Genomic DNA, 19,910 nt, shown 5'->3' with positions numbered 1-19,910 from the left:
TCAGCCCTCCTCACGCTCGAAGACACCGACCGGCGCGCCGCTGGTCTGCCAGTGCATGAACAGTTGCGCCAGGGCGCAGGAGGCAAGCCGCGAACGGCCGTCATCGGCCCGGCTTGTCAGCATGATCGGAACCTTGGCGCCGATCACCAGCCCGGCGGCTTCCGCATGGGCAATGAAGGTCAGCTCCTTGGCAAGCATGTTGCCCGATTCCAGGTTGGGAACGATCAGCACTTCCGCATGCCCTGCGACCAGCGAGGTGATGCCCTTGGTGCGGGCGGCCTGCACGTCGATTGCGTTGTCCATGGCCAGCGGCCCGTCGACGATCGCGCCGGTGATCTGGCCGCGTTCGGCCATCTTGGACAGGACCGCCGCGTCCAGGCTGGAGGGGATGGCGGGATTGACCGTCTCGATCGCCGACAGAACCCCGACTCTCGGCATGTCCAGTCCGAGGGAGCGGGCGGTGTCGATGGCGTTCTGGGTGATGTCGACCTTGGTGTTGAGATCCGGGGAGATGTTGATGGCGGCGTCGGAGATCAGGACCGGTGTCTTGCGGCCGGGTATGTCCATGACGAACACGTGGCTGATGCGGCGCTTCGTCCTGAGCCCGCCGTCGCGCTTGACCACATGATGCAGCAGGTGGTCCGTGTGAAGATGGCCTTTCATGATCGCCTTCACCCGGCCTTCATGGACCATGGCGACGGCTCGGCCGGCGGCTTCCATCTCGTCTTCGATATCGATCAGTTCAAAGGTGCCGATATCCTCGCCGATTTCTCTGGCGGCAGTGTCGATCCGGGATCTGGCACCGATCAGGATCGGTTCGATCAAGCCTTCGCGCGCCGCCATGATCGCGCCTTCCAGCGAGTTCGGATCGTCGGGTGCGACAACGGCGGTGGGCAGAGCCGGCAGCGTTCTGGCCAATTCGATCAGGCGGTTGAAGTGCCGGTGACGCTGGACGAGCAGAGCGGGGAGGCTGCTGGAATCGAATTCGATGGGTTCTGTCGGCGCGGCGACTTCGGCGTTTCCTTCCACCAGACGGGTGCCGTCGCCGCGGGTGACCGAGAGCTCGAACACCACGATATTGTCGGCCTTTTTCTCTGTCGCCGTCACCTTCACGGTCAGCTTGTCGCCAACGACGGCGCCCCCGAGAAAGCGGAGGGACTGGGTCTTGTAGATGGTGCCGGGGCCCGGGAGAATGTTGCCGAGCACAGCCGAAGCGAGCCCGCCGACCCACATGGCCGGCGCAACCGGCTTGTCGATCTGTCCGTCACCGGTCCAGTCCGTGTCGGGCAGATGGATCGGATTGTGGTTCCCCGATGCATGAGCGAACACCAGCAGATCGTTGGTGGAACACTCCCGCACGATTTCGGCGCTGTCGCCTATCTGGATCTGGTCGTAGGTCTTGTTTGTCGCCATCGGTCCCGTCTTCCGGTGAAAAAACAAATATTGCGGCGCAGCAATCAAAATGAATGTAGCTGTGGAATGCGACGGAGGAAATACGGGAGATCTCTTAGGAACCGAAACGCGCTATGGACAGTTGCTGCATTGGACCGTGTTGGTGAGGCGGGGACGCAGATAGTAGCTGTCGCTGAGTTCGATCAACGCATCTCTGTCGAAGTAGCTCGTGAAAATGCCGGCGAAAGGCGGTTCGTAGTCGAGCGTGGCGACGCTGACGACGATGGACGTGTTCGGCGCGGCAATGGTATCCGGCAGCGTGATCGGCGGTGCGGCACCTTCGGTCCAGGGGGCGTTGCCCGTGGAATCGTAGCTCCAGTCGACTGTGGCATCTTCGTTGTCGTCAAAGGTCACGCTCGCGATGAGGATGACCAGCTCGTCCGGCGGGTAGGGCACGAGAATCTTTTCACCGAGGTTGAAAACACCGTCGAGTTCACCCGTGGTCACCGTCTGGGCCTGTGCGACAAGGTCGGCGATCGAGTTGGAAATGCGGCTGATCTTGCGGTCATGATTCATGGCGCCGGTGATTTCAGCCATGCCGATCAGCAGGATTATCATGAATGGCAGGATCATCGCGAATTCGGTGGCCGCGATCGCATGCCGGTCCTGCCAGAGCCTGCGCAATGCAGCCGGGCATGTCGCGAGTCCGTGCCTGAGCCTGCACGCGAGCAGGCTCCTGAAATCATTCCCAGGGTTCATTGCGAAACACCATAGTTGAGGTCAGGTGGCGCTCGAAGCCGTGGTCGCCATTGTCGAATTCAAGCACGGACGACATCATCGGCCACTTGTAGACGACATTGACCACGACGATCTCGCTGGCGTTGCCGATTTCGTATTTCGTTTCGTCCCTCAGGTTGCCGTCTTCGTCATAAAGACTGTCGGTGGACTGTGCGTCGGAAAAATCCGCGATCGATTCGACTTCGATGACCATCCGTTCCTCGCCGGTGATCTCGTCCTTGTCGCACATGAATGAGGGCATGTAGCCGCAGAGCTGGGTCTTGAAAGCATCGGCGGATATATTGCCCTGGGCCTGACCGGTTCTGATCAGCCTGGAGGCTTCCACCAGCGCGTTGTCCAGCATGCGGTTCGCAAGGTGGGCAACGCCGATCTCGATGATGCCGAACGCAAGCAGGAAGAATGGCGGCGCCACAAAGGCGAATTCGATCGCGGTCACACCACTGCGGTCTTTCGCCAGCGAGTGTCCGTTCCGTCCCCTGACGGACCAGAAGTTCCGCATTTTCCGGTACATTCCTTGTTAGCTCCGAAAACGGGCCCGGCCGGTCACTTGCTGCCGGCAGCCTCGAGGGACAGACTGTTGCGAGATGTGGCCTGTTCGGCGGCTTCCTTGAACGCGTCTTCGGAATCGCCAAGCCGCAGGGTCGGTTCGCAGGTCGGATTGCACGACATGGTGACCCTGGCCGCTTTCCGGTAGACCGAGACCACATCGTCGTCGGACGCCCTGACCGTGATCACCTCGTCGACGATCGGTTTGTTGTCATCGTCCAGGATGACAAGGTTCGTGGTGCCGTAGCTCTTGCCGGTGATCACGACCGTGTTCTGGTCGAACATGGCCACGTCCGCGATGAAGGGGTTGCCGACAATGACAGCAGAGGCGCCATCATCGATACGGAAGACCTTGGCGCGGTCGACCGTCACCATGACAGGGCCGTCTTCAGCCAGAACGGTGCCGGCCTGAAGCGCCAGCACAAGCACGCCTGTCCATCTCAGTATGTTCGTCAACATGCGTGTGGGTACTCCATGTGTCCTTGTTCCTGCGACAGCATGCGGCAAACGTGGTGAACGATCTGCTAACGTGATGTTTCAAGAAGTGTAAATCACTGCTTTGTCGGGTGGGCCGATGCTTGCCTTCCATCCGGTGTATTCGTGACGTTCCGACAGAAAACTTCTGCGCCTTGAAATCAGCAGTAACATAAGATCATGACTGTAAATATTGAATTTTGATGCAATAATTAATAAAAACTGAATTGTTATTCTGAAAGAAAGGGCGGATAAATTGGTTTAGAAACAGACGGAAATGTGATATTACTTAAAAATTCCGGTAAAAATCAAAGTTTAATGATCGGATTAATAGTTTTTTATCTATACATATTGTTAACTATAGTTATATCTGCCAGTTTTTTATCGATGGCGGATGGTAAATTTAACTCGTTGGAAAGCTCTCTGTCCTAGGGTGAGTTCATGTTCGAACGGACAAAAAAAGATCCGTCGAGCTTTGAAGCTGTCAACTTAGTGGTACTTGGAGCAAACACATGAAAAATCTTCTCAAGCGTTTCGTCAACGACGAATCCGGCGCGACTGCAATCGAATACGGTCTGATCGCAGGCCTGCTGTCCATCGTCATCATCGGCGCTCTGCAGCTGGCCGGCACGTCCATGACGGCCCTGTTCACGACCATTCAGACCACCCTGACCACGGCTGCCGGTTCCTGATACACGCCAGATCGGAAACGATTTGGTGGAACCACGTCGAGAAAGCGGGCAGTCAACTGCCCGTTTTTCTGTTTCGCGGCCGCCATGGCTGCGAAACATTAACTCTTGTCCGATAGGTTCGGATGAATAGGGTTTAAAGAGTGAAAGTCCGATGATCGAGGCTGCAATCCTGGTGATCTTTCCGATGCTTGTCGCCTTTGGCGGAGCCTCGGACCTATTGACCATGACCATCCAGAACAGGGTTTCCGTCCTGCTGGTCGCCGGCTTCGCGGCTGTGGCGATCGCGATCGGCCTGCCCTTGTCGGACTGGGGTGTCCACGTGCTGGGGCTGCTTGCGGTCTTCGCCGTCTGCTTTGCCTTCTTCGCGGCGGGCTGGATGGGCGGCGGCGATGTCAAGTTCATCAGTGCCATCGCACTCTGGATCGGCTTCACCCCGGAACTTGCACAGTTCACGCTTCTTGTGACCCTCTACGGCGCGGTTCTGACACTGGGCCTGTTGTCGATGCGGCAGATGATCGTCGTGCCGGGCGCCCTGGCCCGCCAGGACTGGTTCGCCAGATTGCATGACCGCGAAAGCGGGATCCCCTACGGGATTGCGATTGCCGTGGCCGGATTGCAGATCTACCCTGCAACTCAATGGTTCAAGCTTCTCGGCCAGGCCTGATTTTACCAGCACATTCATTACAAATTGACCGGGACAATTTACCGGGCGGGGTTGGCTGTCTGCCTTTCGCGCGCCTGGAAAGCCACCGGTTTCGCTGGTTCTGTGCCAGGGTTTCTCGCAAATTGCAGTCGACTTAAGAAAGCATTCAGTAAAGTTAATGGATATTAACTGAAAACATCTACCGTTGATTAACCATGTTTTGACCAATTACCCCTCATTCTAGAGTTTGACGGTGCAAGATTGCACGGAATTATTGGGTATTGGTCATGAAATTCGCACGAATTTTCGTACTGGCAATTGCGGTTGCTGCGGGCATCATCGCCTTCCGGATGGTGATGATGTCCGGCGGCAAACCCGAGCCGCAAGTCGCGCAGGCGCCTCAGACCGACCAGCAGAAAGCCGAGGTTCTTGTTGCCGGGAAGGACATTCACCTGGGCAACAAGATCGGCAAGGATGACATGTCGTGGGCAAGCTGGCCCGAGGATGCGGTCCCCCTGGGGGCGATCACCAGGAAGCTGAAGCCGGCAGCGGAAGAAGAATACGAAGGCCGAATCGCCCGGGCCCCGATCTTTGCGGGTGAGCCGATCCGTCCGGAGCGTCTGATCAACACCGACAAGGGGTTCATGGCCGCGATCCTGCCCAAGGGCATGCGGGCCATCGCCGTCAGCGTGGAAGCGGAGACGACCGCGGGCGGCTTTATTCTGCCGGGCGACAAGGTCGATGTCATCGTGACGCGCAAATCGGATTCCGGCGCGCTCAGTGAAACAATTCTTGAAAACATACGCATTCTGGCCATCGACACGACCACCGCCGGAGAACAGGACCAGAAGAACCTGGCGCCGAAACGGACGGCGACACTGGAACTGACGCTTTCGCAATCGGAAATCGTTGCCCAGTCGCAGCAGATCGGAACGATCGCGCTGGCGCTGCGCAGTGCCCAGGATTCCGCCGACGACGCGGAAGCGGACAACAGCCGGCGGCGCGGTGTCAGCTATGTGAAATACGGCGTGACCAGCCAGGCAGGTGGGCAATGAGAACGGGCGGAAAAACGTCCAGCGAGAGGGGCGTCATGAAACACCATCTTCTTAGGTTCACAGCCGCGGCAGTCCTTTTCGGCGCCCTGCTGGGAGCGCCGCTTCAGGGGGCCCTGGCGGAAGGCAACTTCCCCAGCCAGGTGCACGTGGCTGCCGGCGAACGCGCAAGCGGGCGCATCCTCAATGTCGGGATCGGCCGGTCGGTCGTGATCAATCTTGCCGAGGACGCAGCGGACGTGCTCGTGGCCAACCCGGAAATTGCCGACGCCGTCCTGCGCACACCCCGCCGGATCTTCGTTATCGGCAACACGGCGGGCCAGTCCCGTCTTGTCCTTTTCAGCAGAAGTGGCCGTGAACTGGCCAGCTTCGACGTCCGTGTCGAAAAGGACACGTCGGACATGACGCGGATCATCCGCAAACTGATCCCCGGATCGAATATCTCTGCTGAATCCATCAACGGCAGCGTCGTGCTGAGCGGCTCCGCCAAGAGCTCGCTCGAAGCCCAGCAGGCCGCGGATATTGCCGCCAAGTTCGAAGGCGCGGAAAGTGCCTCGCAGATCGTCAATCTGATTGCGGTCGAAGGCAAGGACCAGGTTCACCTGAAGGTGACCGTGGCGGAAGTCGAAAGGTCGATCGTCAAGCAGCTTGGGGTGCAGTTTCAGGGAACCGTCGGAACCGGGAATTTCTCCCCGAACGGCTCGCTCGTGCCCAATTACACGGTGAACCCGTCCATCGTGAACCAGGCCGCCGTCGGTCTGCAGTTCGTGAGCGGTGCCACCAACATCCAGGCGGAATTGCAGGCGCTGCAGCGCGAAGGTGTCGTGCGCACGCTTGCGGAACCGACGCTGACGGCGATCTCCGGCGAGAATGCAAGTTTTCTGGCCGGTGGCGAGTTTCCGATCCCGATCTCACGCGATGACAACGAGATCACGGTCGAATTCAAGAAATTCGGTGTCGGCCTCGATTTCACGCCGGTGGTCCTGTCGGGCGGACGGATCAGCTTGCGGGTGAAGACCGAGGTCAGCGAGCTCAGCAACGAGGGCGCTGTCTCGGCCGGCGGCATAACCATATCCGCGCTGAAAGTACGGCGGGCCGAGTCCACGATGGAACTGCCCTCGGGTGGAACGCTGGTGATGGCCGGATTGCTCAAGGAATCCTACTCGCAATCGATCGAGGGCGTGCCGGGACTGATGCAGATCCCGATCCTTGGCGCATTGTTCAAGAGCCGCGATTTCCTGCGCAATCAGACCGAGCTTGCCGTCTTCGTCACACCGTATGTCGTGCGGCCGGTGGCCGTCAGCAAGCTGGTGCGGCCCGACAAGAACCTCATGGCGCCTTCCGACGCCGAAACGATCTTTCTGAACCGCCTGAACAAGATCTACAGCCCCGGCGGAAATGCCGAAGGCACGTATCACGGCCAGGTCGGTTTTATCTACAAGTAAGGACGGACGGATGATCAGGAACACTACAGTCCGCAAAACAACCGCTTCCAGGTCCGCGCTTGTCGCATTCGGATGCCTGACGCTGTTGGGATGTCAGAACCAGTCGCAGCAGCCCACAGCGCTGCTCGCATCGCACGACTACCGGCTCCAGCACCCGATCGTGGTCACCGAAGCCCCGGAAACGCTGGATCTGCCGATCGGCCGCAACACGCGCAGCCTGAACGGTCCGATCGAGGGCACGATTGCATCCTTTGCCGTCGATTCACGGCAAAGAGGCAACGGTGCGGTGGAAATTCTGGTGCCTTCCGGCGGTGCCAACGAAGCCGCGGTCCATGCGGTGACGCCACAGATCCGCAGGTCCCTGCAGCAGGGCGGTCTGTCCGGGTCGCATATCAGGACCCGCACCTACGCGGTTCAGGATCCTTCGGCCGATGCGCCCATCAGACTGTCCTATCCGCGCATGCAGGCAACCGCGGGAGAGTGTGGCGTCTGGCCGAAAAACCTCGGCGGCGGTGTCGGCGAAAACGCCAATTACGAGAATTTCGGGTGTGCCGCACAGGCGAACCTGGCTGCGATCGTCGCCAATCCGTCGGATCTGTTGACGCCGAGAGCGTCGACACCGGCAGATCAGAACCGACGGGCCGTTGTCCTCGAGAGATACAGAAAAGGCGAACTGACAGCCTCTGAATACAAGGAAGGTGTCGGAGCCGAGATCGCGGAAGACTAGGTGATAAAATGAGTGCCAATCCAGAAATGAAAGACCTGCCCGGATATATGGAGTCCTATGCGGAGCCGTCTGATCAGGGCTATGGCGGCAGCGAGGAAGGGGTCCATATCGGGTCCATTCCACGCATCACCATTCACGGGTTCTGTCTGACGGATGCGACCATGCGCGCGGCCGAGGCCGCGATGGAAGACCGCAGGATGGCCAAGGCCCATCTGAAGCTCGACATGGGCGGCATTCCGGCCGCCATCGAGACCTTCGAGCACGCGCCGACGCCCAATCTCATCATGGTCGAGACCTCCGGCAACCGGGAGGACCTGATCTCGAGCCTCGATCATCTCGCCGAGTATTGCGATGCCGGAACCAAGGTGGTCGTCATCGGCGACGTGAACGATGTCACGCTCTATCGCGATCTCATTCACCGCGGCGTCAGTGAGTACCTGATCACGCCGGTCAACGTGTTTCAGCTGATCGGAGCGATCGGCGATCTCTACGCCGATCCGGAAGCTGAACCGCTCGGCCGGACAGTGGCATTCTTCGGCGTCAAGGGAGGCTGTGGCGCGTCCACGGTCGCCCATAACGGCGCCTGGGCACTGGCGCGCTGCTTCCAGAGCGAAGTTGCGGTAACCGACATGGATCTGCCATTCGGAACAGCCGGGCTCGACTTCAACCAGGACCCGTTGCAGGGCGTCTTTGAGGCGATCTCGGCTCCGGAACGGCTCGACGAGACCTATCTCGACCGGATTCTCTCCAAGTGCAACGAGCACCTGAGCCTTCTGGCTGCTCCGGCGACACTGGAACGGACATACGATCAGGGCGAGAAGTCGTTCGAACTCCTGATCGAGACCATGCGGGCAAGCGTTCCGCACGTGGTTCTGGATGTGCCTCACGTCTGGAATGCCTGGGTCAAGCAGACGCTGCTCGGCGTGGACGAGATCGTCCTGATCGCGGAACCCGACCTGGCCAATCTGCGAAACGCCAAGAACACCGTTGATTTCCTGAAGCAGTTGCGTCCCAACGACAGGCCGCCTCATCTGGTCATGAACAAGGTCAACGTGCCGAAACGGCCGGAAATCAAGCCGGACGAGTTTGCCAGTGCGCTCGGTCTTTCGGTGCAGGCGGCCATTCCGTTCGAACCGCAGCTTTTCGGAACGGCGGCCAACAACGGCCAGATGATCGGTGAACTCGACAACAAGCATGCGATCGCGCGCATGTTCGATGATCTGGCACAGTCGGTATCCGGCAAGGCGCAGCCCAGCAGGTCGTCCGGATCCGGATTGAGCGGCTTGTTGTCAAAATTCAAGCGCAAGGCCGGCTGACCGGTCCGACAGCGGAGCAGATAGTTCGTTATGTTTGGAAGACGTGGCAGTTCATCGTCCGGTCCTCAGACCATCCGCCCGGGAGGTGTTCCCGGGTTGCAGGACCTGCCTGCTCCGGCGGAACCGGAAGACAGGGCAGAGCAGCCTGCGCCTCAGGAGCGTCAGAGCGAACCCGCGCAGGCAGCACCTGCACCAGCGCCCGTTTCCGAACCGGAACCGGAACCGGCGCCGAGCGCAGCGGCGCCACGCAAGAAAAACAGCGAGTACTACGAGACCAAGGCCCAGATCTTCAATGCTCTGGTGGAGGCGATCGACCTGTCGCAGCTGGCGCGTCTGGACGCGGAGGATGCCCGGGACGAAATTCGCGATGTCGTCAATGACATCATCGCCCTCAAGAATGTGGTCATGTCCATCTCCGAGCAGGAAGACCTGCTTGAAGATATCTGCAACGACGTGCTCGGCTATGGTCCCCTGGAGCCGTTGCTTGCGCGCGACGACATCGCCGACATCATGGTGAATGGCGCCCACACGGTCTATATCGAGACGGCGGGCAAGGTCGAGCAGACCGGCGTGAGCTTCCGCGACAACGCCCAGCTGATGAACATCTGTCAGCGGATCGTGAGCCAGGTCGGCCGGCGCGTGGACGATTCCAGTCCGATCTGTGACGCGCGTCTTCCCGACGGCTCCCGTGTCAACGTCATTGCACCGCCGCTGGCCATCGACGGCCCGGCCCTGACCATCCGTAAGTTCAAGCGGGACAAGCTGACCCTCGACCAGCTGGTCAAGTTCGGCTCGATCACGCCGGATGGGGCGACGATCCTGCAGATCATCGGCCGCTCGCGTTGCAACATCCTGATTTCCGGCGGAACGGGTTCGGGCAAGACGACCCTGTTGAACTGCCTGACGGCCTATATCGAGAACACCGAGCGCATCATCACCTGCGAAGATTCCGCCGAGCTTCAGTTGCAGCAGCCCCATGTGGTGCGCCTTGAAACCCGGCCGCCCAACCTGGAGGGCGAGGGCGAAATCACCATGCGCGATCTGGTGAAGAACTGTCTGCGCATGCGTCCGGAACGGATCATCGTGGGCGAAGTGCGCGGACCGGAGGCCTTCGATCTGCTGCAGGCCATGAACACCGGTCATGACGGTTCCATGGGCACGTTGCACGCCAACTCGCCGCGCGAGGCGCTGTCCCGCCTTGAATCGATGATCACCATGGGCGGCTTTTCGCTGCCGTCCAGGACCCTGCGCGAGATGATCGTGTCGTCCATCGACGTCGTGGTGCAGGCGGCCCGTCTGCGCGACGGATCCCGCCGGATCACCCATGTCACCGAGGTGATGGGCATGGAAGGCGACATCATCACGACCCAGGACATTTTCCTCTATGACATCGTTGGCGAGGACCCCAGCGGCCGGATCATCGGTCGCCACAGGTCGACCGGCATCGGACGTCCGAAGTTCTGGGAGCGCGCGCGTTACTTCGGCGAGGAAGCGCGCCTGGCACAGGCGCTCGATGCGTCCGAGATGGCCGAGTAGGGAGTAAACTGGGATCTCATGTCCGCATTAGCAGAGTTTCTCACACCTCAAATCACCGGTCTGGCCGTGGCGGTGCTCGTCATGCTGGCCGTTGGCGGTGTCATATTCAGCCTGTTCCAGCCGGCCCTGTCCGGAACCAAGCGGCGCGACCAGCGCATGCTGGCTGTCTCGGCGCGGCCGCAGAGCGAGACACAACGCAAGGTGCTCAGGGACACCGACCGGCGCAAGAAGTCCATACAGGATCAGCTGAAGGATTTCGAGGATCGGCAAAAGGCGAAGCAGGACAAACAGCTCAAGGTTTCCCTGAAGACCCGGATGGAGCAGGCCGGTCTGAACTGGGAAATGAAACATTTCATTATCTTCAGCATCATCTGTTGCGTGATCTTCCTTGTCGTTGGACTTCTCGTGAGCGGCAATCTCTGGATCAGCCTGGCCCTGGGTTTCGCCGGCCTGTTCGGCATGCCGCGCTGGTATGTGGGCAGCAAGCGCAAGCGCCGCTTCAATGCTTTCCTCGATGAACTGCCGAACGGCGTCGACATCATTGTGCGCGGCGTGAAGGCCGGACTTCCGCTCGGGGATTGCATCAAGGTTGTTGCACGGGAGGCGCGCGAGCCCGTCGCGACCGAGTTCCGCAAGATCACCGAGACACAGATCATGGGAGTTTCGCTTGCCGAGGCGGTGGCGAAACTGCCTGACCGGGTCCCGGTTGCCGAAGCCAATTTCTTCGCCATCGTGATCGCGATCCAGCAAAGGGCGGGTGGCGGTCTCGCCGAAGCGCTCGGCAACCTTTCCAAGGTGCTGCGCGGGCGCAAGGCGATGAAGCGGAAGATCACGGCCCTGAGTTCGGAAGCCAAGGCCTCTGCAGGCATCATCGGCGCCATGCCTTTCGGTGTCGGAGGCATCATGTTCCTGGTCGCCCCGAACTACATCATGCTGCTGTTCACGACGACATCCGGGAACATCATCATTGCCGGGGGGCTGTTCTGGATGTTCATCGGCGTCATGGTCATGCGCCAGATGATCAATTTCGACTTCTAAGGGCTGCAACATGAATCTCGAAACAATCGCCTCGACCCAGTTCCTGGCCGCCGTCCTGGCAATGGTGGCCGTTACCGGCACGATTTTCTCGCTGGTGATGCCGCTGCTGTCGAACAACACCCTGAAGACGCGGATGAAGTCGGTCGCGCTGGAACGTGACAAGCTGCGCGCCCGGGAACGGGCCCGTCTGCTGGAGCACCAGGCGGACGCGCGCGCGTCCCTGCGCAACCAGCCCAAGGCAAAGATGAAGAGCTTCGTCGACCGGCTGAACCTGAAGGAAATGCTGTCGGACGAAACCACGACCGACCGGCTGCGGATGGCAGGGTATCGCGGTTCGGCACCGCTTTACTATTTTCTGACGGCACGCATCGCTTTGCCCGGCATCATTTTTGTTTTTGCGATCACCTATGCGTTCCTGGTCCTGCCGGCGACGCTTCCGGCCCTGTCCAAGATCTGCTTTTGTATCGCGATTGCCGGCGTCGGTGCCTTTCTTCCGAACGTCTACCTGAAAAACAAGATCGACAAGCGCAAGCTGACGATCCAGAGAGCCTGGCCCGACGCCCTCGATCTGATGCTGATCTGCGTCGAATCCGGCATGGCCATTGAAGGCTCCTTCCAGCGGGTCGCCGAGGAAATCGGTGTTCAATCCGTCGAACTGGCCGAGGAATTGTCTCTGACCACCGCCGAGCTCTCCTATCTGAGCGAACGGCGCGTGGCCTATGAAAACCTGGCCAAACGAACGGGCGTCGACGGCGTCAAGAACGTGATGATGGCGCTGATCCAGGCCGAACGCTACGGAACACCCGTCGGCTCGGCCATCCGGACCATGGCCGACGACACCCGCGAGTTGCGGATGCAGATGGCCGAACAGAAGGCCGCGTCGCTGCCACCGAAACTGACGGTACCGATGATCTTGTTCTTTCTTCCCGTCCTGTTCTTCATCATCATGGGACCGGCGGTGATGCAGGTGCTCGAGGAATTCGGCAGCCCGTGACGGGCCGCGCTTCCGGTCCCGAAAACACACCGGACCGGAAATCCGACTCCAGGCTGCAGCCAAAGGACCAATGGCACGGTCCAGCCTCGTCGTCGTCATCCTCGCCAGGTGACACGCTAGCAAAGCCGTCCTGCGCGATTCAGGTCATGAAGCCGCCAAACGCGTTGCTCAAGGCTGGTGCACCTCTCATCTTGAAGGCGAATGGCGTGGCTGCCCTGGCGCGACAGGCATGGCTCCGGCAAAGCCTGAAGCTTCATGCGCCGGCCTCGTCGAAACGGCTTTCAGAACAATGGTGTAGATGGGCTGTGTACAGGTGTATGCAGCTATCGTTTTAGCGAGCTGGTCAAACATGAAGTTTGAAATTGACAACAAGATAACTGCCAGAATTCTAAATCTGGATGACGCAGATACATTATTCGAATTGATAGACCGCAATAGAGTTTACTTGCGCCAATGGCTGCCCTGGCTGGACTACAATACGAAGCCTGAGCAATCGCGTTTGTTCATTCAAGGAATTCAAAAACAACTGAGTGATGGAAAAGGGTTTGCTTGCGGCGTCTTCTTTGAAGAGAAACTCGCCGGAATATGCGGATATCATGAAATTGATGAAACAACGAGATCCGTTGTTATCGGTTACTGGCTGTCAGAAGAGTATCAGGGAAATGGCATTGTTACGCGCTGCACGAGATTCTTCACGGACTATGCATTCAAGGAATTTAAGCTCGACAAAGTGTTCATACCCGTGGCCGAAGGAAACGCGAAAAGCCGAGCAGTCTGCGAACGACTTGGCTTTGTAAGCGAAGGGTTGCAAATCGATGCGGAAAATCTGTACGGCACTTGGGTAAATCACGTTTGTTACGCAATGTCCGCAGATGATTGGCCAACTGCCTTGAAGTAATTGAAATACGTTCATCGGAATAATCAACGCTCTTTGGTATTACCCTTGTTCCGAAAGGGAAAACGCAACGCTTCGGCCGACAATGCCTGATTGGCTGTGCCTTCTTCGGCTGCCATCATGCGGAACTGGCGCTGCCCCTCCGGTGGGACTTGCCCTCCACAAGATTTGCGACAAGCCCAACCCGAACCGTTCAGCAGCCGAGTGTCGGTATCGAGTCGGGGAAATTTCTTATGCCGGGACCCGCGGGGAACGCGAAGGTGCCGTGTCAGCTGCGGCGTTTTTGCATCATGGCCTGCAGATAGGCGATATTGGCCTTTGCCTGCTGCGGATCGAGTTCGGCCTGGGCGACCTGAATGGCCTCGTCGTATTTGCCCTGAACGCCCAGGACGAGCGCCAGGTTCTGGCGCACGCGGCTGTCCGCGCCGGGCAGGTTTGCTGCCTTGCGCAGAGTGTATTCCGCGTCCGGAAGCTCGTTGGAAAGCAGGTAGGACAGGCCCAGATTGTTCAAAAGGCTGGGATCTTCAGGTGCGATCTTGAGTGCCTGCTTGTAAAGGCTGCGCGCCTTCTGATGATTGCCGGTCTGGTCGTGGATCGCCGCTTCCGCGGACATCAGTTTCCAGTCCGGCGTGGCGGGCTGCTGTGCGCGCTGCAGCACGTTGAGAGCCTCGTCGAACCGGCCGTTCATTGCCAGCACCTTGCCGTAGGCCGACGCGATTTCCCGGTCCTTGGGATGAGTGATCACGCCGGACCGGAGCACGGCCATCGCCTGGGGCATCTGGCCGTTCTGGCTGAGTGCGCTGCCGTATCCGAGGATCGCGCTGCGGTCCTTGGGTGCGCGCTGATAGGCCTTGGACCACTTCGACACCTGGGCCAGGGCTTGACCCGAGCCCGGCGATGTGAACCCGGAGGCGGGCGAGTGGGTGCCCGTGTTCGACTTGTTGGAAGCGCAGCCGGCGACAAGGACAAGCGCCGTCATGGCCATCAGCGTCGAAGCCAGTCTGGTGCGACGGGAAACGGTACCGGGTCTGGACGCGTGCATTTTCAATATCCTTGTTGTCCGCGGCAGGTCATGGCAAGAGCTGTCTCGCCTTTCGGACCAGCTCTGCTTTCCCTGAGAAAATAGATAATTAACCCTAATGCTTGGTTAAGCCGCGTTGCGGATTGCGAGAACCGACATGTGCCTGCCGCGGCATGTTGCGCTGCCGCGCAGGGGGCCTTAGGCTTCGGTGACTTGCCGATTTCAGCCGACTCGGCGAGCGGACGCCGAAGGGCCGGTAGCTCGGATGCCGGATCCCCATGCGTCTCACGCCGATTTCATTTCAACGGAGTTCTTCCCTTGCGCGAAAGTCTTGTCCGCAAAAGCGATGTTGCCAGCACCACACCCGTGATCGCCGTCACCGAGGCGACTTTGCCCGATGTTCTGGCAGAACTCGGTGACGCCGCAAGAAGCTGGTGTACCCTGAACGATTACATCGGCAGGCCGGGGACTTTTCTGCTTGTACCGGGTGCGAACGGCACCGGGGCGGCGGTCCTGTTCGGGACAGAGCAGACGGAGCTTCCCCATCCGTTCGCGCTCGGCGGTCTGGTCAACGCGCTGCCGGCCGGAGATTATCATCTTGCCGACGGGTTCCCCGATCCGGAACAGGCCGCGCTCGGTTTTGCCCTGTCCGCCTATTCCTTCGGCCGCTACCTGAAGGATGCCGGCAAGACGCGGAGGCTTGCCGTTGCCGATGAGCTCGATCTCGACCGGCTCGGCGTCATTCTGGACGGCGTGAAACTGGCCCGCGATCTCATCAATACACCTGCCAACGATCTGGGACCCGGAGAGCTTTCCCAAGCGGCCGCCGTCCTCTTCAGGCAGCATGGGGGCACCGGCCGGATCGTCATCGGCGACGACCTTCTGGAAGAGAATTTTCCCATGATTCACGCGGTCGGCCGGGCCAGTCCGCGCGCTCCGCGTCTGGCCGACTTCACCTGGGGCAGCGACAGCGATCCGAAGATCACGCTGGTGGGCAAGGGCGTGATCTTCGATACCGGCGGTCTCAACCTGAAGCCCGGCTCTTCCATGTCGCTGATGAAAAAGGACATGGGCGGCGCGGCAAACGTGCTTGGCCTGGCCGCGATGATCATGGCCACGAAGCTGCCGGTCCGGCTGCGTGTGATCATCCCCTGCGTTGAAAACGCCGTGTCCGGCAACGCCTTCCGCCCCGGTGATGTCCTTCAGAGTCGCAAGGGTCTCACGGTCGAGATCGGCAACACCGATGCGGAGGGCAGGCTTGTACTAGCCGATGGGTTGGCGCTCGGCGATGAGGAAAGCCCGGACCTGATGATCGACATGGCGACCCTGACGGGGGCGGCCCGTGTTGCGCTCGGTCCCGACCTGCCGCCGTTCTTCACCGATGACGAGGTCCTGGCCGACGACATGGCCGTCATGGCCGAGGCCGCGGCGGACCCGCTCTGGCGCCTGCCGCTCTGGCGTCCCTACATGAAATATCTCGACAGCAAGATCGCGGACATCAACCACATCAACACGTCGGGCACCGGCTTCGCCGGTTCGATCACCGCGGCCCTGTTCCTGTCGCGGTTCGTCGAGAATGCCGGAAGCTGGGCGCATTTCGACATCTACGGCTGGACCCCGATGGAAAAACCCGGCAAGCCCGCCGGCGGCGAGGCGCAGGGCATCCGCAGTCTGTTCGACCTGATATGCGATCGGTATGCGGACACACAATAACGGTTCCGAAACGTCTTTGTGGTTTGCTGTCCATGGATAGGGATACGCTCATACATGGCTGTCGACCTGCGCGCCTCCCAGGCGCTGAAATTGCTGCATGATGTCAATCTGGCGCTGGTGCGGGACGGCGAACAGGATCTGTCCGCGCGCCAGATGACCATATTGCTGATCGTCTACCTGGAGCCGCCGCCCCACACGGTGCGCGGGCTGGCGTCCAAGCTGAACGTGACCAAGCCGGCAATCACCAGGGCGCTCGACACCCTTGGCGGCATGCGCTTGCTGTCGCGCAAGCGGGACGAGGCCGACAAGCGCAACGTGATCATCACACGCACGGTTGAGGGCGCGCTCTATCTGGAGCATCTTGGCGACCTCGTGGTTGAAAAGGCCGGCGAGCTGCCGCGCTGACGTTACATTTTCCCGAAGAGGCCCCGCCAGTCATGTCCCAGGTTCTTGACCGCCGCCGTCATCCGGTCCGCCCGGATCTTGCCGCCATCGATTACCAGGGCCGCGCCGAGGCGGACCGGTTTGTCGAAGGCGAGGTCATGCGGGTCACCGCGGACCGGCTGACAATCCGGCCCGAGCCGCGCGCCGACAGGCCCATCGACACCGAAGCACTGCGCGGCGAATGGATTACCGTCTATGAGCAGACACCCGAGGGCTGGGCCTGGGGGCAGCTCGACACCGACGGCTATGTCGGCTGGCTGTCCTCCGACGGCTTGGGTCCGGTGGCAGCCGCGACCCACCGGGTCCGGGCGCTCAGGACCTACCGCTATCCCGGACCGGAACTGAAGCTGCCCCCGCTCGGGCTTCTCTCCATCGGTTCAAAGGTGACGGTCACCGGCGAGACGGAGACGCGCGGTCTCGGCTATGCGCTGCTCGGTGACGGTTCGGCGGTCGTCGCGAAGCATCTGGTGCCGGTGGACGCCTTCGAGGAGGACTGGGTCACCGTTGCCGAGGAATTCGTCGGCACACCGTATCTCTGGGGCGGCCGCTCCAGCCTCGGGCTGGATTGCTCGGCGCTGGTCCAGCTCGCCGCCCAGGCCGGCGGAATTGATCTTCCGCGTGACAGCGACATGCAGGAAGCCGAGGCCGGGGACGAAATTGCGCATGACGATCCGTCGGCGCTTCGGCGCGGCGATCTCCTGTTCTGGAAGGGCCATGTCGGGATTGTCGCCGGCCCGAACCGCCTGCTCCACGCCAACGGCCACACCATGACGGTGGCCTTCGAGGATCTGGACAAGGCCATCGAGCGTATCGCCGCGAGCGAATGGGGCGCGATCACCAGGGCGCGGCGGCTGGCGTAGGCCGTTGCGGGAAACGGTGGTGGACATTGACGCGGTCGCCTCGGCGTCCCTCCTCGGGATCGGCGGGCCGGACCGGGTTGATGTGGCGGCACTCCAATTGTGTCGCCCCGGCCGATCCGGGCGTGAGCCAAGCCGCCGCCCTCAAACGGTTCCCGCGATCTCCCGCCACAGCCGCTCTGCGTCCCGTTCCACGGGTTTGCCCGCGCGCCGGAACCAGTAGGCGGCGTTGCCGGGATCGTCCTCGATCAGGTGGCAGAGGGCGTGGATCCAGTCGTGGGCCGGATCGCCCTCCGCGCTCTGGCAGATATCATGCGCGCGCTCCCATTCCGGACCGAGGCTCAAGGAGCCCTTCGCCAGCCACCAGAGCGCCTGTTCCGGTGGCGAGAAAGTGTCCGGCGGCGCGGCGGTTGAGAGGTCCATCGGGAATTGATCGGACATGAAACCCTCCCGGGTTGAAGTGACCTGGTGAAGAAAGATTCTACGAACTGGACGGTATGGGCAATTGCGGCTCGGGGCCGGACGCATCCTCGACCGATCCCTGAACCTCGCCCAGCTCCAGATCCTCGATCTTGCGGCTGCGCTTGGATATCTTGTCGGTGGAAATGAGAATCTGGTCGATGTCCTTGTTGGCCTGGGAAAAGTGCGACTGCAACTTGCCGACCCGGTCGTTCAGCCGGCTGACATCGCTGATCAGGTGACCGACTTCGGCCTGGATCAGATGCGCCTGTTCGCGCATCTTGGCGTCCCTGAGAACCGACTGGATCACCTGGATCGACAGCATCAACAGGGACGGCGACACGATCACCACCCTGGTCCGGTGAGACTTCTGCACCAGATCTTCGAAATTCTCGTTGAGTTCGGCAAAGATGCTCTCCGACGGCACGAACAGGAACGCGGTGTCCTGGGTTTCGCCGGGCAGCAGGTATTTCCCGCCGATATCCTGGATGTGCTTGGTGAAATCGCGGCGGAACTGCGCCTGGGCGTATTTCAGCTGGTCGTCGCTGTCCGCCTTGCGCAGCAGGTTGTAAGCCTCCAGCGGGAACTTGGCATCGATGGCCAGCGGCGGCGCGCCGTTGGGCATGTGGATCAGGCAGTCCGGCCGGCTGTTGTTGGACAGGGTCGCCTGAAAGGAAAAGGTGCTCGGCGCCATCTGGTCCTGGATGATCGCCTCCATACGCCCCTGGCCGAACGCACCGCGTGTCTGCTTGTTGGACAGGATTGCCTGCAACTGGCCGACCTGGCCGGAGAGGTCGGTGATCGTGCTCTGGGCCCGGTCGATGACGGCAAGACGCTCGTGCAGGTGCCTGAGGCCGTCCTGGGTCCGCTTGCTGGTGTCGGCCATGGACAGGCCCAGCTTGTGGCCCATGCCGTCCAGGCGCTCGTTGACGGCGCGCATCATGTCGGACTGGCGCGAGCCGAACACCTCGGCCATGGTCTGCATCCGTCCGGTCATTTCCCCCTGGGATTTCAACAGCTGGGACAGGTGGCTTTCCAGTTCGTGAATGCGCTCCGCCGACGCCGTGTCCGCCTCTCCGCGCAGCCTGATCTCACGCATGGTCTTCAGCACCAGCCAGACAATCAGGCTCAGCAGCAGCAGACCGCAGGCAATCGCGGTTTCCAGGACTGTTACCGGACGGCCGCCAAACTCAAACAGGATCTCGTTCATGAAACAAACATAGAACGATTCGCGGGCCGCGCCCATCCGCATGCAGCCCGAACTGCGTCGAAAATGGCTGAGGTCCGGGAGAATTCCGCGTTGACCGGGGCAGCGTGATTGCCTATGTGAGGCAAATGAGCAAACGACCGATCATCACGATTCCCGACCCTGTGCTGCGCGAGATCTGCGCACCGGTCACCGCCGTGGACGACAGCATCCGCGCGCTGGCAGACGATATGCTGGAGACAATGTACGATGCGCCGGGCATCGGCCTTGCCGCCAGCCAGATCGGTATCCTGCAGCGTATCTTCGTGCTCGATGTCGCCCAGGAGGATGCGCCGAAGGAGCCGCTGGTGTTCATCAACCCGCAGATCGTCTGGGCCAGCGAGGACACATCCGTCTATCAGGAAGGCTGCCTGTCGATCCCGGAATTTTTCGAGGATGTCGAGCGGCCTGCGGAAGTGACGGTGAAATTCCTGAACCGCGAAGGCGGCGAACAGGAACTCAAGGCCGACGGCCTCCTGGCGACTTGCATCCAGCATGAGCTTGACCATCTCAACGGCAAGCTGTTCATTGACTACCTGTCGAAACTGAAGCGCGATCGCGTGGTCAAGAAATTCTCCAAGCAGGCAAAGATGGCCGGCAAATCCTGATAGTCCGGACACCC

The 19,910-nt window shown here is 60.6% G+C and carries 22 protein-coding genes and 1 pseudogene; 15 read left to right on the top strand and 8 right to left on the bottom strand.

The genetic code is table 11. The annotated features are described in order from the left end of the window. The 4 genes from AC0VX3_RS24170 to AC0VX3_RS24155 all read right to left on the bottom strand — a co-directional run bounded on the left by AC0VX3_RS24170 (position 1) and on the right by AC0VX3_RS24155 (position 3,195). A complete protein-coding gene (locus AC0VX3_RS24170) occupies positions 1-1,413 on the bottom strand; it encodes a bifunctional enoyl-CoA hydratase/phosphate acetyltransferase (protein ID WP_475522647.1) in 1,413 nt (470 codons plus the stop codon). 111 nt (positions 1,414-1,524) lie between these two features. Then, positions 1,525-2,151: a TadE/TadG family type IV pilus assembly protein gene (locus AC0VX3_RS24165; protein ID WP_475522646.1), complete on the bottom strand. Its 627-nt coding sequence runs from the start codon at positions 2,149-2,151 to the stop codon at positions 1,525-1,527. Further along, positions 2,135-2,701 carry a TadE/TadG family type IV pilus assembly protein gene (locus AC0VX3_RS24160; protein WP_475522645.1) on the bottom strand — a complete coding sequence of 189 codons (567 nt, stop codon included), beginning with the start codon at positions 2,699-2,701 and terminating at the stop codon, positions 2,135-2,137. The genes AC0VX3_RS24165 and AC0VX3_RS24160 overlap by 17 nt, the downstream gene beginning before the upstream one ends. Before the next feature lie 32 nt (positions 2,702-2,733). Next, the gene (locus AC0VX3_RS24155; protein WP_342891268.1) at positions 2,734-3,195 is read right to left on the bottom strand and encodes a pilus assembly protein N-terminal domain-containing protein; all 462 of its coding nucleotides are present in this window, start codon (positions 3,193-3,195) and stop codon (positions 2,734-2,736) included. Between the two features lie 527 nt (positions 3,196-3,722). Between AC0VX3_RS24155 and AC0VX3_RS24150 the strand changes: the two genes are divergently transcribed. The 10 genes from AC0VX3_RS24150 to AC0VX3_RS24105 all read left to right on the top strand — a co-directional run bounded on the left by AC0VX3_RS24150 (position 3,723) and on the right by AC0VX3_RS24105 (position 13,551). Further along, positions 3,723-3,902 (top strand): Flp family type IVb pilin, encoded by a 180-nt coding sequence (locus AC0VX3_RS24150; protein ID WP_342891267.1) that lies wholly within the window; start codon positions 3,723-3,725, stop codon positions 3,900-3,902. 151 nt (positions 3,903-4,053) lie between these two features. Continuing rightward, positions 4,054-4,566: an A24 family peptidase gene (locus AC0VX3_RS24145; protein WP_342891266.1), complete on the top strand. Its 513-nt coding sequence runs from the start codon at positions 4,054-4,056 to the stop codon at positions 4,564-4,566. Positions 4,567-4,832: 266 nt separating this feature from the next. Beyond that, positions 4,833-5,600 (top strand): Flp pilus assembly protein CpaB, encoded by a 768-nt coding sequence (gene cpaB / locus AC0VX3_RS24140; RefSeq protein ID WP_475522644.1) that lies wholly within the window; start codon positions 4,833-4,835, stop codon positions 5,598-5,600. A 35-nt stretch (positions 5,601-5,635) separates the two neighbouring features. Beyond that, entirely contained in the window at positions 5,636-7,042 is a 1,407-nt protein-coding gene (locus tag AC0VX3_RS24135) for a type II and III secretion system protein family protein (protein WP_475522643.1), read from the top strand. A 10-nt stretch (positions 7,043-7,052) separates the two neighbouring features. Then, entirely contained in the window at positions 7,053-7,769 is a 717-nt protein-coding gene (locus AC0VX3_RS24130; RefSeq protein WP_342891263.1) for a CpaD family pilus assembly protein, read from the top strand. Between the two features lie 8 nt (positions 7,770-7,777). After that, entirely contained in the window at positions 7,778-9,085 is a 1,308-nt protein-coding gene (locus AC0VX3_RS24125; RefSeq protein WP_342891262.1) for a CpaE/TadZ family protein, read from the top strand. Positions 9,086-9,115: 30 nt separating this feature from the next. After that, entirely contained in the window at positions 9,116-10,621 is a 1,506-nt protein-coding gene (locus AC0VX3_RS24120; RefSeq protein ID WP_342891261.1) for a TadA family conjugal transfer-associated ATPase, read from the top strand. A gap of 18 nt (positions 10,622-10,639) precedes the next feature. Next, on the top strand, positions 10,640-11,659 hold the full coding sequence (locus AC0VX3_RS24115; RefSeq protein WP_475522642.1) for a type II secretion system F family protein: 1,020 nt from the start codon (positions 10,640-10,642) through the stop codon (positions 11,657-11,659). A 10-nt stretch (positions 11,660-11,669) separates the two neighbouring features. Further along, positions 11,670-12,653, top strand: coding sequence for a type II secretion system F family protein (locus AC0VX3_RS24110; protein ID WP_475522641.1), 984 nt, complete (start codon positions 11,670-11,672; stop codon positions 12,651-12,653). Between the two features lie 349 nt (positions 12,654-13,002). Continuing rightward, the gene (locus tag AC0VX3_RS24105; RefSeq protein ID WP_475522640.1) at positions 13,003-13,551 is read left to right on the top strand and encodes a GNAT family N-acetyltransferase; all 549 of its coding nucleotides are present in this window, start codon (positions 13,003-13,005) and stop codon (positions 13,549-13,551) included. Positions 13,552-13,574: 23 nt separating this feature from the next. Here the strand turns inward: AC0VX3_RS24105 and AC0VX3_RS24100 are convergent, their stop codons facing one another. Both AC0VX3_RS24100 and AC0VX3_RS24095 read right to left on the bottom strand, forming a co-directional pair. Next, entirely contained in the window at positions 13,575-13,745 is a 171-nt protein-coding gene (locus AC0VX3_RS24100) for a ribbon-helix-helix domain-containing protein (RefSeq protein ID WP_475525242.1), read from the bottom strand. 71 nt (positions 13,746-13,816) lie between these two features. Then, on the bottom strand, positions 13,817-14,590 hold the full coding sequence (locus AC0VX3_RS24095; protein WP_475522639.1) for a tetratricopeptide repeat protein: 774 nt from the start codon (positions 14,588-14,590) through the stop codon (positions 13,817-13,819). A 297-nt stretch (positions 14,591-14,887) separates the two neighbouring features. On the opposite strand from AC0VX3_RS24095, the gene AC0VX3_RS24090 reads away from it, so the two are divergent. The 4 genes and pseudogenes from AC0VX3_RS24090 (at position 14,888) to AC0VX3_RS24075 (ending at position 17,586) form a co-directional block, all read left to right on the top strand. Beyond that, positions 14,888-16,282, top strand: coding sequence for a leucyl aminopeptidase family protein (locus AC0VX3_RS24090; RefSeq protein WP_475522638.1), 1,395 nt, complete (start codon positions 14,888-14,890; stop codon positions 16,280-16,282). Between the two features lie 54 nt (positions 16,283-16,336). Beyond that, positions 16,337-16,687, top strand: a complete 351-nt coding sequence (locus tag AC0VX3_RS24085; RefSeq protein ID WP_342891256.1) for a MarR family transcriptional regulator — start codon at positions 16,337-16,339, stop codon at positions 16,685-16,687. 32 nt (positions 16,688-16,719) lie between these two features. Continuing rightward, a pseudogene (locus AC0VX3_RS24080) lies at positions 16,720-16,941 on the top strand (glycoside hydrolase); the annotation flags it as partial. Positions 16,942-17,286: 345 nt separating this feature from the next. After that, on the top strand, positions 17,287-17,586 hold the full coding sequence (locus AC0VX3_RS24075) for a C40 family peptidase (protein WP_475525241.1): 300 nt from the start codon (positions 17,287-17,289) through the stop codon (positions 17,584-17,586). 141 nt (positions 17,587-17,727) lie between these two features. On the opposite strand, the gene AC0VX3_RS24070 is transcribed toward AC0VX3_RS24075, so the two are convergent. Continuing rightward, complete coding sequence (locus AC0VX3_RS24070) at positions 17,728-18,024, bottom strand: hypothetical protein (RefSeq protein ID WP_475522637.1); 297 nt, start codon at positions 18,022-18,024, stop codon at positions 17,728-17,730. 40 nt (positions 18,025-18,064) lie between these two features. Beyond that, complete coding sequence (locus AC0VX3_RS24065) at positions 18,065-19,252, bottom strand: DNA recombination protein RmuC (protein ID WP_475522636.1); 1,188 nt, start codon at positions 19,250-19,252, stop codon at positions 18,065-18,067. A 125-nt stretch (positions 19,253-19,377) separates the two neighbouring features. Between AC0VX3_RS24065 and def the strand changes: the two genes are divergently transcribed. Beyond that, positions 19,378-19,896 carry a peptide deformylase gene (gene def / locus AC0VX3_RS24060; RefSeq protein WP_475522635.1) on the top strand — a complete coding sequence of 173 codons (519 nt, stop codon included), beginning with the start codon at positions 19,378-19,380 and terminating at the stop codon, positions 19,894-19,896. The last annotated feature ends 14 nt before the right edge of the window (positions 19,897-19,910 follow it).

Source organism: Roseibium sp. QJM3NY_11 (assembly GCF_056173175.1).
Note: the sequence above shows the minus strand (reverse complement) of the source record. Positions and strands in the feature narration are given on the sequence as shown.